The 13,445-nt window shown below is 59.6% G+C and carries 11 protein-coding genes; 5 read left to right on the top strand and 6 right to left on the bottom strand.

Annotated features, from left to right (window positions below):
- Positions 1–14 precede the first annotated feature (14 nt).
- The 6 genes from GOW56_RS02735 to GOW56_RS02710 form a co-directional block, all read right to left on the bottom strand.
- On the bottom strand, positions 15–1,505 hold the full coding sequence (locus tag GOW56_RS02735; RefSeq protein WP_171204863.1) for a replicative DNA helicase: 1,491 nt from the start codon (positions 1,503–1,505) through the stop codon (positions 15–17).
- Between the two features lie 225 nt (positions 1,506–1,730).
- The gene (locus tag GOW56_RS02730; protein ID WP_171115637.1) at positions 1,731–2,411 is read right to left on the bottom strand and encodes an orotate phosphoribosyltransferase; all 681 of its coding nucleotides are present in this window, start codon (positions 2,409–2,411) and stop codon (positions 1,731–1,733) included.
- A 142-nt stretch (positions 2,412–2,553) separates the two neighbouring features.
- Positions 2,554–3,735 (bottom strand): ammonium transporter, encoded by a 1,182-nt coding sequence (locus GOW56_RS02725; RefSeq protein ID WP_171204862.1) that lies wholly within the window; start codon positions 3,733–3,735, stop codon positions 2,554–2,556.
- A 197-nt stretch (positions 3,736–3,932) separates the two neighbouring features.
- Positions 3,933–4,409, bottom strand: coding sequence for a CinA family protein (locus GOW56_RS02720; RefSeq protein ID WP_171204861.1), 477 nt, complete (start codon positions 4,407–4,409; stop codon positions 3,933–3,935).
- The gene (locus tag GOW56_RS02715; protein WP_171205028.1) at positions 4,406–4,903 is read right to left on the bottom strand and encodes a phosphatidylglycerophosphatase A; all 498 of its coding nucleotides are present in this window, start codon (positions 4,901–4,903) and stop codon (positions 4,406–4,408) included. The genes GOW56_RS02720 and GOW56_RS02715 overlap by 4 nt, the downstream gene beginning before the upstream one ends.
- The gene (locus tag GOW56_RS02710) at positions 4,900–6,030 is read right to left on the bottom strand and encodes a bifunctional 2-C-methyl-D-erythritol 4-phosphate cytidylyltransferase/2-C-methyl-D-erythritol 2,4-cyclodiphosphate synthase (RefSeq protein WP_171204860.1); all 1,131 of its coding nucleotides are present in this window, start codon (positions 6,028–6,030) and stop codon (positions 4,900–4,902) included. The genes GOW56_RS02715 and GOW56_RS02710 overlap by 4 nt, the downstream gene beginning before the upstream one ends.
- 182 nt (positions 6,031–6,212) lie before the next feature.
- On the opposite strand from GOW56_RS02710, the gene dusB reads away from it, so the two are divergent.
- The 5 genes from dusB (at position 6,213) to GOW56_RS02685 (ending at position 13,442) form a co-directional block, all read left to right on the top strand.
- Complete coding sequence (dusB, locus tag GOW56_RS02705) at positions 6,213–7,196, top strand: tRNA dihydrouridine synthase DusB (protein WP_256368119.1); 984 nt, start codon at positions 6,213–6,215, stop codon at positions 7,194–7,196.
- Positions 7,193–8,281: a nitrogen regulation protein NR(II) gene (locus GOW56_RS02700; protein WP_152458153.1), complete on the top strand. Its 1,089-nt coding sequence runs from the start codon at positions 7,193–7,195 to the stop codon at positions 8,279–8,281. Before dusB ends, GOW56_RS02700 begins: the two co-directional genes overlap by 4 nt.
- Entirely contained in the window at positions 8,281–9,648 is a 1,368-nt protein-coding gene (locus GOW56_RS02695; RefSeq protein ID WP_171167875.1) for a response regulator, read from the top strand. The genes GOW56_RS02700 and GOW56_RS02695 overlap by 1 nt, the downstream gene beginning before the upstream one ends.
- 123 nt (positions 9,649–9,771) lie before the next feature.
- A complete protein-coding gene (locus tag GOW56_RS02690; RefSeq protein ID WP_171116529.1) occupies positions 9,772–12,036 on the top strand; it encodes a PAS domain-containing sensor histidine kinase in 2,265 nt (754 codons plus the stop codon).
- Complete coding sequence (locus tag GOW56_RS02685; RefSeq protein WP_152458151.1) at positions 12,033–13,442, top strand: sigma-54 dependent transcriptional regulator; 1,410 nt, start codon at positions 12,033–12,035, stop codon at positions 13,440–13,442. Before GOW56_RS02690 ends, GOW56_RS02685 begins: the two co-directional genes overlap by 4 nt.
- The last annotated feature ends 3 nt before the right edge of the window (positions 13,443–13,445 follow it).

Below are 13,445 nucleotides of genomic sequence, written 5' to 3'. Positions count from 1 at the left end.
TGTTTTGTCCGCGATCAATAACCCTCGATTTCACCACCGTGTTGCCAGGGCTTGACCAGATTGCCAAAGCGGGTGAATTGGGCTTCGAACGACAACTCGACCGTACCGATGGGTCCGTGACGCTGTTTGCCGACAATGACTTCGGCCTTGCCGTGCAGACGTTCCATCGCCTGCTTCCACTCTTCCATCTTTTCCAGTTCGTGATCGCCGGGCTTTTCGCGCTCTTTGTAGTATTCCTCGCGGAACACAAACATCACAACGTCGGCGTCCTGCTCGATCGAGCCGGATTCGCGCAGGTCGGACAGCTGCGGGCGCTTGTCGTCGCGGTTTTCCACCTGGCGCGACAGCTGTGAAAGCGCAATGACCGGGATGTTCAGTTCCTTGGCGATGGCTTTCATGCCCATCGAAATCTCGGCGATTTCGTTTACCCGGTTGTCGGCCATGCCCCGGCAAAGCTGTAGATAGTCGATGACCAGCAAGTCCAGCCCGTGGGTCCGTTTCAACCGTCGTGCCCGGGCGGCGAGTTGCGAGATCGGCAAGGCAGGGGTGTCGTCAATAAACAGAGGACAGGCTTCCAGCTCTTTCGCCGCATCCACAAAACGACGGAACTCGGCCTCGGTCATGTCGCCCTGACGGATTTTGTGGCTGGAGATCTCCGAGGCTTCCGCCAGAACCCGGCCCGCAAGCTGTTCCGCGCTCATCTCGAGTGAGAAGAAGCCAACAACACCGCCATCGACCGCGCCTTCGCTGCCGTCGGGCTTTGTGCCACGCTTGTAGGCCTTGGCAACGTTGAAGGCGATGTTGGTCGCCAGCGAGGTTTTACCCATGGATGGCCGCCCGGCCAGAATGATCAGGTCGGACGGGTGCAAGCCACCCAATTGCTTGTCCAGATCGGCCAGACCGGTGGAAATCCCGGCCATGCCGCCGCCGCGTTGGTAGGCCTCGTTGGTGACGTTGACGGCTTCGGTAACTGCCTTGAGGAATGATTGGAAGCCTTGCTCGGTCTGGCCCTGCTCGGACAGCTGATACAGCTGCTGCTCGGCCTCGACGATCTGTTCTTTCGGCTCGCTCGAGACATCGACCCGCGCCGCCTTGTCCGAGATGTCGCGGCCCAGCCGGATCAGCTCGCGCCGGATGGCAAGGTCATAGATCATCTGGGCATAGTCGTGCACCGCGAATGCGCTGATCGAAGCGCCGGCCAGTTTGACCAGATAGGCGGGACCGCCCAGTTCCTTCAGGCCCTCATCCTCGGCCATGAATGATTTGAGCGTCACGGGCGAGGCGAGCGCATTCTTTGCAATACGGGCCGAGGCCACCTCGTAGATACGGGCATGGACCGGATCATAGAAATGTTCAGCCCCGATAATCGAGGCGACCCGGTCGTACAGGTCGTTATTGGTCAGGATCGCACCCAGAAGCTGTTGTTCGGCCTCAATGGAATGCGGCATGGTTTCGGCGTTCTGAATCTGTGCCGCTGCCTGCTCGATACTGCTGATCTCGTTCATTTTGTCCCCGCTGCCCGTTCCGAGGTTCTACACGCGAAACGTCACCGCAAGCTATCTGGAAATACCTGTGACTAACTTGGGGTAAAGCCTAGGGATAACTTTCCAGACCGCTTGGATGCCTGCATATGCATCGCTTATTATGTAGGAATTGTCGGAAAAGTCACCATATATCGTGGCGACCTGCCCGATTCTTTCGGGTTTATCCCCAATCCTTCCACAAGAGGTTTATGCTGGTTTATTGGCCTCTTGCCATCCGCGCGGGTCGTTCAGGAAAGCTTCGACACCCTCAAGTGTTTCCTGATCAAAGGCTTTTTGTGCCTTGGCCTCGGCCAGAACATCCCACCATGTGCAGAGCGAGTGGAGCTTGACGCCATGATCACCCAGCGTTTTCTCGGTCTCGGGGAAGATGCCGTAGTAGAAGATGACGGCTGTGTGCCCGCAGGTGGCACCGGTTTCGCGGATCGCATCGACAAAGGACAGTTTCGAGCCGCCATCAGTGGTCAGGTCTTCAACCAGCAACACACGCTCACCTTCGCTCATCGCCCCCTCGATTCGGGCGTTGCGGCCATAGCCCTTGGGTTTCTTGCGCACGTAGGTCATGGGCAGAGCCATGCGCTCGGCGACCATGGCGGCAAAGGGGATGCCCGCCGTTTCCCCGCCTGCGATGTTGTCGAATGCCTCAAAGCCAGCCTCCCGCATTACCGTGACGGTCAGGAAATCCATCAGGGTCGAGCGGATGCGCGGGTACGAGATCAGTTTGCGGCAGTCGATATAGGTCGGGCTGGGCAGCCCGCTGGCCAGCGTGAACGGTTCCCGCGAGTTGAAATGCACGGCCTTGATCTCCAGCAGCATCCGTGCAGTCAGGCGGGCGATTTCGGTGCTGTCGGGAAAAGAACTGGGGATCATGGCGCAAACCTCGGGGCTGAAAACACGTTGCGGGCTGATAGCCCGACCCTTGGGCCGGAGTCGAGAGGGATTGGACAAAAGAAAAGCGGACCCCCAAGAGGTCCGCTTTTGCCCATACGGGCGATGGGCAGCCAAGGTGGGCTTAACTGCTCATGTCATAGGCCCGCTCGCCATGTACCGAGAGGTCGAGGCCATTTGTCTCGGTCTCGGCGTCTACGCGAAGTGGCGTGATCTGTGCAACCAGTTTGACCAACACAAACGTGACAACTGCCGTAAAGGAACCCACGATAACGAGCCCGCCCAACTGAGCGGTCCAGGTTCCAAGGCCAAACAGGGCGATCATGAGCGTGCCGAAAATACCGCCGACACCATGCACGGCGAAGACATCCAGCGTGTCGTCGATATTCAGCTTGTTACGCACGATGCTGACGGCTTCCTGACACAGAACACCGGCCACCGCGCCAATGATCAGGGCCTGAACCGGACCGACGAAACCCGATGCAGGCGTGATCGAGGCCAGACCCGCGATTGTGCCGGTGACCAGACCGACCATCGAGGCCTTGCCAAAGCGGATACGCTCCCACAGGGCCCAGCTTAGCGATGCCGTAGCCGCGGACAGGTGCGTGACGGTCATGGCCATCGCCGCTCCGCCATCGGCGGCCAGTTGCGAACCACCGTTGAAACCGAACCAGCCGACCCACAGCATTGCGGCGCCGACCATGACATAACCGGGGTTGTGCGGCGGAGTGGTGCGGTTGCGACGCGGCCCGAGGATGATCGCAACAATCAGCGCTGCCAGACCAGCGGTTTCATGCACCACGATGCCGCCTGCAAAGTCGCGCACACCGATCTCGCCCAGAATGCCGCCATCAGCCAGCATCCCGCCACCCCAGATCCAGTGCACCACGGGCGCATAGCACAGCAGCATCCACAGCGCCGAAAAGGTCAGGACAAAGCCAAAGCCCACACGTTCGACATAAGCGCCCACGATCAACGCAGGGGTTATGATGGCAAAGGTCATCTGGAAGGCGAAGAACAGGATCTCGGGCAGGGTTCCGGCAAGGCTGTCCACATCGACGCCGTTGAGAAAGGCCTTGCCCAAACCACCCCAAAGCCCGCTTTCACCGGGTCCGAACGCGATGGAATACCCCGCGACCAGCCACAGGACGCTCATCAAACAGGCAATGGCAAAGCAATGCATGAAAACGCTGAGGACATTTCGGGCACGCACGAGCCCGCCATAGAACAGGGCGAGGCCTGGCAATGTCATGAAAAGGACCAAAGCGGTTGCTACGATGATCCAGGCTGTATCGGCTCCGTTCATGGGCCATTCTCCCTTCCGAATGAGTGCGCGGATCCGTGGAAACTGGGCACGGATCGGCGCTGCGTGAGCGGTGTGGGCTGTTTCAAGCCACCGTCGGTTGGAGAAAAAAGAGGCAAAGCGAAAAAAAGTGCCTGTTTTGGCAGCCTTTTTTCAACTGACTTCAAAAGAAGCGGTTTTTTTGGCCATGTGCTGAAAGTTTAGGCGTCTGCGGAAAGGGCCGTGTACAGCAGGGTCAAGGCGTGGTCACGCGCCGCGCGCCGCACGGCATCGCGACCGGGTGCGCCGAATTCGACGGTTTCAACATGCGTCGGCCGTCCCTTGACGGCCAAGCCGAAACAAACACGCCCTTCGGGTTTGAATTCGGACCCGCCCGGCCCGGCAATTCCCGTGATCGAGACGGCAAGTTGCGCCAGCGAGTTGCGCAGTGCGCCATCTGCCATTTCACGGGCCACCTGTTCGGAAACCGCACCGTGCGCGTTCAGCGTTTCGGCCCGAACGCCCAGCATGTCCTGTTTGGCCTCGTTGGTGTAGGTGACGAAACCCCGATCTACGACCGCAGAGCTGCCGGGAATATCGGTCAGGGCCGCAGCGACCATGCCTCCGGTGCAGCTTTCGGCGGTGGCGATTATCACGCCCTGCGCCTTGGCGCGGTCCAGCAGGTCTGTCACGTTCATAACCCCAGAACTCCGTGTGCGATACCTGCCAGAACCATCACTCCGATGGCTGCAAATATACCCGCAATCACGTCATCCAGCATCACGCCCATCGGATCGCCGCGGCGATCGGCCCAGCCGACAGGGCCGGGTTTGGTGATGTCGAACAGACGAAACAGGATGAACCCAGCAACCCAGCCGGGCCAGAGCGCGGTAATGTCGATTCCATGCGCCCAGGACGGATAGGAAATTGCCCAAAGCGCAATGAACTGGCCTGCGACCTCATCGATGACGATTTCAGATGGGTCGTGGTCATCCTGACCTTCGGTCATCACGCGTGTGGCCCACAGGCCGCCGACAAAAACCGCAACCGTTGCCAGGGCCAGCAACGGGAAACCACCCAGCATGTGCAATACCCAGGCCATTGGCAGGGCCACCAGCGATCCCCAGGTGCCCGGGGCAGGGCGCAAATAGCCAACGCCACCGACAGTCCCGATCATCTGTGCCGCGTTCATGCTTTCACCAGACATGCCGTGGCCAAAGAGGCGATGCCCTCGCTGCGGCCGGTGAAGCCCAGACGCTCGGACGTTGTCGCCTTGACCGAAACCTGATCTGCACGCAGGTCCATGATTTCAGACATTTTTTCTCGCATGGCTGGTGCATGAGGGCCAATCTTTGGATATTCGCAGACCAGCGTGCAATCGACGTTCGAGATACGGTATCCCATCTGCCCCGCCAGCTCGACCGCGTGGCGCAGGAAAATCTCGCTGGCGGCGCCTTTCCATTGCGGATCCGAAGGCGGGAAATGTTGCCCGATATCCCCCTGCGCCAGTGCGCCATAGATCGCATCGGTGACCGCGTGCATTCCGACATCGGCATCCGAATGGCCTTGCAGTCCGCGGTCATGTGGCACTTTCACACCGCAAAGGATCACATGATCCCCATCGCCAAAACGGTGCACATCGTACCCGTTGCCCAGCCTTACATCCATTTCCGTTCCCATTATGCGTTCCGCCCGGGCAAAATCCTCGGGTCGGGTGATTTTCAGATTGTCCGCATCGCCCGGTACGATGCAGACATCAAGCCCGGCGGCGCGGGCCACTTCGACATCATCCGCAGCGCCGCCCGGATGGGCGGCGTGGGCGGCGGTGACGGCGTCATAGTGAAACCCCTGCGGAGTTTGCGCGGCGAACAGGTTGCTGCGATCCTGCGTACCGGTCACGGCCTGTTCATGCCCAACCCACAGCGCATCGGTCACCGCCAGCCCGGGCGCCGCCGCCGGACATGTTTCCAGGGCGTTCAGAACGTCGGTGATGATGCGGGGTGTGACGCAAGGCCTTGCAACGTCGTGGATCAAAACGCGCTGTACGTTCCGGTCGGCCAGTGCAGCCAATCCATTGCGCACCGATCCCGCGCGATCCGTTCCGCCCGCAGCCAGGATCAGGTCGGTTTCACGGAATTCTTCCCATGCGACGCTGTCTTCGTCGGACAACACCAGAACAATGTGATCCACCTGTCCGCGAAAGCGCTCGATCGTCCAATCGGCCACCCGCCGGCCCGCAAGGCTGCGCCATTGCTTTGGCACGCCACCCCCGGCGCGCGACCCGCGACCGGCGGCAACTATGATGGCGGCAGTTGTCATATGTGCGCGCTCTCCTCGTGATGGGCATTGTTTAGGCGGCGGTGAATGCAGAGGCAATCACCCATGGCCATGTGATTAAAAAATGGGCAAATGATGATTTTGCGGGCTTGCTGCATGCCGATTTGTTGTTCATATGCGCAGAAACCGATATCAAATCCACAACTGCCCAAGGATTAAGCACGTTGACATTGCACCTTGCCGACAAAGAAATAGCACCGCCTGTTTTGCTGGCCCCCATGGCCGGAATCACCGACCGCCCGTTTCGCGATCTGGTGATGCGTTTCGGTGCGGGTATGGTCGTCAGTGAAATGGTCGCCAGTCAAGAGATGGTACAGGCCAAGCCCGGCGTGCGGGAACGGGCGGAACTGTCCGCGGATGTGGAAAACACCGCCGTGCAACTGGCCGGGCGCGAGGCCCATTGGATGGCCGAGGCGGCCCGTCAGTTGGCCGACCGTGGCGCGCGGGTGATCGACATCAACATGGGGTGCCCCGCCAAGAAGGTAACAAACGGTTATTCCGGCTCGGCCCTACTGAAAACGCCGGACCACGCGCTGGCACTGATCGAGGCCGTTGTGGGCGCGGTCGATCTGCCGGTGACGCTGAAAACCCGGCTGGGATGGGACGATAGTCTGTTGAACGCGCCCGACGTGGCACGCCGCGCTCAGGACGCGGGTATTCAGATGGTCACGATCCATGGCCGCACACGCTGTCAGTTCTACAAGGGTCACGCCGATTGGCAGGCGATCCGGGCGGTGAAAGAGGCCGTATCGATCCCGGTCATCGCGAACGGAGACATCGTGGACACTGACGCCGCCCGAACCGCGTTGCGCCAATCCGGCGCGGATGGGGTGATGGTCGGTCGTGGCGCCCAGGGCAAGCCCTGGGTGTTGGCGCAAATCTGTCACGACCTGTACGGGGCCGAGGCGCCCGAGATTCCGACCGGTCATGATCTGGTTGATATGGTTTGCGCGCATTATCAGTCGATGCTGGATTTCTATGGCGCTGATCTGGGTCTGCGTGTCGCCCGCAAGCACTTGGGATGGTACATGGACGAAGCCGCAACGCCTGCGCCCTTGCGCCGGGCGGTCCTGACGTCACGTGATCCGGCGGAAGTTCTGCGTCTGTTGGCAGATGCGCTCAGCGACACGGACGAGGTGGCGGCATGAATTCCGATGCCAGCATCTGGAACTCGCTGCCGGTTCCGGCGTTCATTATTGATGAACAGGATCGGATATCCGATGTGAATGCTGCGGGTGAGGGGTTTCTGAACGCGTCGCGCAAATCGGTGATCGGCCATCCGGTGTGGGATCAGATCGCCGTGGACGCGCCTTTGGAAGAGGCGTTCGAGCGCGCCCGCTGGCAGGGCACGCCATTGTTCGTGAATGATGTGGATGTGGGGTCGGGTAGCCGGGCGCCACTGCAATGCGCGTTGCAGATTGCGCCTTTGGTCGGGCATCCGGGCTCTATGATCATGATCATCTCGCCTCGTGAATTGGCAGGTCGGATGACGCGGGGGAATACGGTCAAATCCGCGGCACAATCCGCCATCGGCATGGCGGAAATGCTGGCGCACGAGATCAAGAATCCGCTGGCCGGGATCACCGGTGCGGCGCAGTTGCTCAGCATGAATATACCGCCACAAGACCTTGAACTGACTGACCTTATTGTTGCCGAAAGCCGCCGGATCGTGAAGTTGCTGGAACAGGTCGAGCAATTCGGGAACCTTCAGAAACCTGACTTCAAGCCGGTCAACATCCACGATGTGCTGGATCGCGCAAGACGGTCGGCATTGTTGGGATTTGGCGCTGACATGACGATCGTCGAAGACTATGACCCGTCGCTGCCGCTGGCTTACGGAGACCCGGATCAGATTCTGCAGGTGATCCTGAATCTGCTCAGGAACGCGTCCGAAGCGGCAGGACCGCAGGGCGGAACGATCCGCCTGCGGACCTATTTCGAACATTCCTTCCGGTTACGTCGCAGTGACGGGTCAGGGCATTCGCTGCCCTTGCAGATCGAGATCATCGATGATGGTCCGGGCCTGCCAGAAGACATCCGCGGCGACATTTTTGATCCCTTCGTATCCGGCAAGGAAAACGGCACCGGCCTGGGGCTGGCGCTGGTCAGCAAGATCATCTCGGACCATGACGGCTGGATTTCGGCCGAATCCGTGCCCGGGCGAACGGTATTCAAACTGTCGCTGCGCCGCGCGCCGCGAGACGCAATCGAGGACAAGAAGGAGAGCACCTGATGGATGGCACCGTACTGGTCGCGGACGACGATCGCACGATCCGCACTGTTCTGACACAGGCCCTGACGCGTGCCGGGTGCAAGGTGCATGCGACCTCATCACTGACCACGTTGATGCGCTGGGTCGGCGAGGGGAAAGGGGACGTGGTGATTTCCGACGTGGTCATGCCTGATGGAAACGGTCTTGAGATGCTGCCGAAGATTGCCGAAGACCGCCCCGGTTTGCCGGTGATCGTGATTTCCGCACAAAACACCATCATGACGGCGATTCAGGCGACAGAGGCGGATGCGTACGATTATCTGCCAAAACCCTTCGACCTGCCGGATCTGATGAAACGGACGGCGCGGGCGCTGGATCAGAAGCAACGCGCCCAGCCAGAGCCGGCCGTGGGCACAAGCGAGCGCCCAGAAGAGCTGCCACTGGTCGGGCGAACACCGGTGATGCAGGCCCTTTACCGGTTGGTCGCCCGGGTGATGAACACGGATCTCTCGGTCATGATTTCCGGGGAAAGCGGCACGGGCAAGTCACTGATTGCGCGAGCCATTCACGATTTTTCCGACCGTCGAACCTTGCCTTTTGTCACTGTCACCGCTGCCGAACTGCGCGATCTGGAAGGCCCGGCCCGTGTGATGGCGCGGGTTCGCGGCGGCACGCTGTTGATAGACGAAATCGCAGATATCGAAGATGAGGTTCAGGCGCGCATCGTCCGCATGATGGACACGCCGGGCGATCACGTTCCCCGTTTCATGGCCACCAGCCAGTCGGACCTGACCGAAGGGATGGAGAACGGGCGCATCCGTCAGGACCTTTACTATCGCTTGTGCGGGGCGACGATCCACGTTCCATCACTGCGCGAGAGGGTGGATGACATTCCGCTGCTGGCCGAGCATTTCCTGGCGCGGGAAGAGCGGGAAAACGGCACCAAGCGCTGGCTTAGCCCCGAGGCGGTGGAACTGGTGCGGCGCTATTCCTGGCCCGGGAACGTGCGGCAACTGGAAAATGCCGTGCGCCGGTTGGGTCTGACCAGCCGTGCTGATGAAATCACGAAAGCCGAAGTGGAAACGGTGCTTGGCAGCCAGCCAGAGGCGGAACCGGTCCTGAGCGGCGGTGAACGCGAAAAGCTTTCGACCTCGGTCGAGCGGCATCTGCGGAGGTATTTTGACCTGCACGGCAACATTCTGCCGCCCCCGGGCCTGTATCAACGCATATTGCGGGAAGTTGAGGCCCCACTGATCGAAATCGCGTTGGATGCAACTGGCGGAAATCAGGCGAAATGTGCCGATTTGCTGGGAATCAACCGAAATACGTTGCGAAAAAAGATTACGGATCTCGATATTCAGGTGACACGTCGACGCAAACTGATGTAATATCGCCACACAAACCGTGGCATCCCGGCATCTGTAGGGAAAAGATCACGATATATGGCGGTAAGCCGCGCAAGCGGCACATCAGGATGAGGGCAGACAGTGGCAACCCGAGCACAGAGCGGGATGATCCCATCGATCAGTCGATGGCGTAAATCACGGAAACTGCGCAATTTTGGCACGTTTGGCCTGGTTCTCATGGGGCCTGTTCTGGCGCTGGCCACTTACCTTGTCATCGGTCCTTTCGATCTTGGCGCGACGGCACCGACCTTGCGGCTGATTCTGTTGGCCGATCTCGTATACGTTCTGGTTGTTGCTGCACTTGTGCTTGGGCAGGTTGGCAGCTTGATTGCCGCACGTCGGGCCAAGTCGGCGGGTTCGCGCCTGCATTTGCGCCTGATCGGGGCGTTTACTCTGCTGGCGCTGGTTCCAACCGTGACCGTGGCGATTTTCGCCGGATTGACCGTCAATATCGGGCTTGAGGGCTGGTTTTCCGACCGCGTTCGCCAGGTTGTGGGATCTTCGCTGACGGCGGCAGAAGCGTATGAACAGGAACACCGCCGAGGGTTAACGCAAGACGCGTCTGTTCTTGCGCGATATCTGGACAACGCCCGATCGCTGGACTTCTATATCTCGGACGCTGAACTGCGCGAAGTTCTGGCGCAGGGGCAAGCTCAGATTCAACGGGGGCTGCGCGAAGCCTATGTCATCGACGGTGGTGGCGAAATCAAATCGCGCGGGGACCGGTCCTACCTGTTCAACTACGAAGCCCCAACCCCCGAGCAGATTGCAGAAGCCACCGACAAGGGCCTGCTGATCATCGCCGACTGGCCCAACAACGAGTTCCGCGCGCTGGTTCCTCTGAAGGCTTATCTGGATCGCTATCTCTATGTCAGCCGCGAGGTGGATGGGCAGTTGTTGACGCTGCTCGACGATACCAAGGAAACGGCACAGTTCTATCAGCAACTGGAAAGCGAACGGGGCAGGGTGCTGTTTGAGTTCGGCCTGTTGTATCTGGGCTTTGCGTTGATCCTGATCCTTGCGGCTATGTCCCTGGGCATGTGGTTTGCGGAACGGCTGTCGCGTCCCGTGGGGCGGTTGACCACCGCGGCGCAGCGGGTTGGGGCCGGTGATCTGAGCGTCCAGGTGATTGAAGAGGCCAGCGACGACGAAATCGCGATGCTGGGCCGGTATTTCAACCAGATGACCCGGCAGTTGAAAGGACAGCGCGATACGCTGTTGGAGAACACGCGGCAAATTGAAAGCCGGCGCCGTCTGTTCGATTCGGTGCTCAGTTCGGTCACTTCGGGTGTCGTTGGGGTGGACCCGGAAGGATGCATTACCTTCGTGAACCGTTCGGCCGAGCGGTTGCTGGATTGGACCGGGGGCGAGCAGCATCTGGCCATCGGCATTGCGGTGCCGGAATTTCTGCCCCTGTTTGAAAGTCTGAAGGACAGCGGGCAAGAGGCCGTTCAGGGCGAAATCAAAGTGACCCGCAAGGGACGGCTCGAGAACCTGTTGGTCCGCATGGCCATCCGTCGCGGAGAAGATGGCGGCCTGGAAGGCTATGTGGTTGCCTTCGATGACGTCACCGATCTGGTCAGCGCCCAACGGATGGCGGCCTGGGGTGACGTGGCCCGCCGCATCGCGCATGAGATCAAGAACCCTCTGACCCCGATCCAGCTGAGCGCGGAACGGATCAAGCGCAAGTTCTCGCGCAAACTGGATGAGGAAGACAGCAGCAGCCTGGATTCGATGACCAACGTGATTGTGCGGCAGACCAACGATCTGCGTCGCATCGTGGATGAATTCTCGAAATTTGCACGGATGCCCGAACCTGAACGCAGGGAAGAAAACCTTGTTGATCTGGTGCATGAGGCGGTCCTGCTGCAACAGGCCGGGCAGCCGGATGTGCACATTGATGCCGATCTGCCGCAACAGCCCATCATGGCCGATGTGGATGCAACCATGCTGAACCAGGCGCTTACCAACCTCATCAAGAATGCCGGGGAAGCAATTGTAACCCTTAAGGAAAAAGGGGCGCCCGACAACCTTCAGCCACAGATCAAAGTGGCGGTTACCAATGATGATGCGGGTACGGTCATAACCATTGCAGACAACGGGATCGGCCTGCCCGAGGATCGGGCACGGCTGTTTGAGCCCTATGTAACAACACGTGACGAAGGGACCGGGCTGGGCCTGCCCATCGTCAAGAAGATCATTGAAGAGCATGGCGGCGCGCTGACCCTCGAGGATGCGCCCGTATTTGACGGACAGGACCATTTTGGCGCGATGGCCGTGATCCGATTGCCGGGGGTTACTGTGTCCCAAACGGCAGCGCCACAGAAGCAGGCAATTAGAACCAACAAACTGAAAGCAGGCCAAAGATGAGTGACATTCTGATCGTAGATGATGAACGCGATATTCGCGAGCTGGTGTCCGACATTCTGGAGGACGAAGGCTATTCAACCCGGCTGGCGGCCAACTCGGACGAGTGCATGGCGTCGATCAACTCTGAACCGCCGGGGTTGTTGATCCTGGATATCTGGCTGAAAGACAGCCGAATGGATGGCATCGACATCCTGAAAGCGGTGAAACGCGACAACCCGGATGTGCCGGTGGTGATCATTTCGGGCCACGGCAACATTGAAATCGCCGTCGCCGCAATCAAGCAGGGCGCCTATGATTTTATCGAAAAGCCGTTCAACATAGACCAGTTGATGGTGGTGATCCGCCGCGCGATGGAGACCTCTCGCCTGCGTCGCGAGAATGCGTCTCTGAAGCGGAAAGAAGTCAACAATTCCGACATGATCGGCAAATCCGCCGCGTTCCGCGCCATGCAGGGGCAGTTGGACAAGGTGACCAAGTCGAATGGCCGCGTGATGCTCAGCGGCCCAGCTGGGTCCGGCAAAGAGATTGCAGCACGGTACATCCATGCCCATTCAAATCGCGCCAACGCGCCATTTGTCACGGTAAACTGCGCCGGGATCGAACCCGAACGTGTGGAAGAGGTGCTGTTTGGCCGGGAATCGGCAGAACGCGGCGTGGAATCGGGTTTGCTGGAAGAGGCGCATGGAGGCGTGGTCTATTTTGACGAAGTTGCCGACATGCCCCTTGGGACACAATCAAAAATCCTGCGGGTGCTGGTGGATCAGCAGTTCCAGCGTGTCGGTGGCAGTGACAAGGTGCGCGTGGACCTTCGCGTGATCTCGTCAACAAGCAAGGATCTTGACGAAGAAATCGCGGCTGAACGGTTCCGCGAAGAGCTGTACCACCGTCTGAACGTCGTGCCGATTGCCGTGCCGTCACTGGAAGATCGGCGTGAAGATATCCCGGTTCTGGCGCAGCACTTTATTGAGATGTGCAACGAAACTCAGGGTTTGCCGATCAGGGAACTTTCGGAAGAGGCTGTCGCGCTGTTGCAGACGATGACCTGGCCCGGCAACGTGCGCCAGCTCAAAAACCTGATCGAGCGGGTTCTGATCCTTGGCGATGGCTCCGGCCCGATTGAGGCGCGTGAGTTGCCCAACGAGGAAGAAAAGGCAGAAGATTCAGGTCGTGTCGTGTTGTCTGGCGCATTGGCCACCTTGCCGTTGCGCGAAGCCCGCGAGGCGTTCGAGCGAGAGTATCTGCTGACACAGATCAACCGGTTTGGCGGCAATATCAGCCGCACGGCCAGCTTTGTAGGCATGGAACGCAGTGCCCTGCATCGGAAGTTGAAATCGCTGGGCGTGGTGACTTCGAACAAATCCGGTGCGCGCGTGGCGCAAATCGATGAACCCGAACCGGCAGAATAATCT

Origin of the sequence: Ruegeria sp. HKCCA0235A (genome assembly GCF_013033235.1) — a bacterium.
GTDB lineage: Bacteria > Pseudomonadota > Alphaproteobacteria > Rhodobacterales > Rhodobacteraceae > Ruegeria.
Note: the sequence above shows the minus strand (reverse complement) of the source record. Positions and strands in the feature narration are given on the sequence as shown.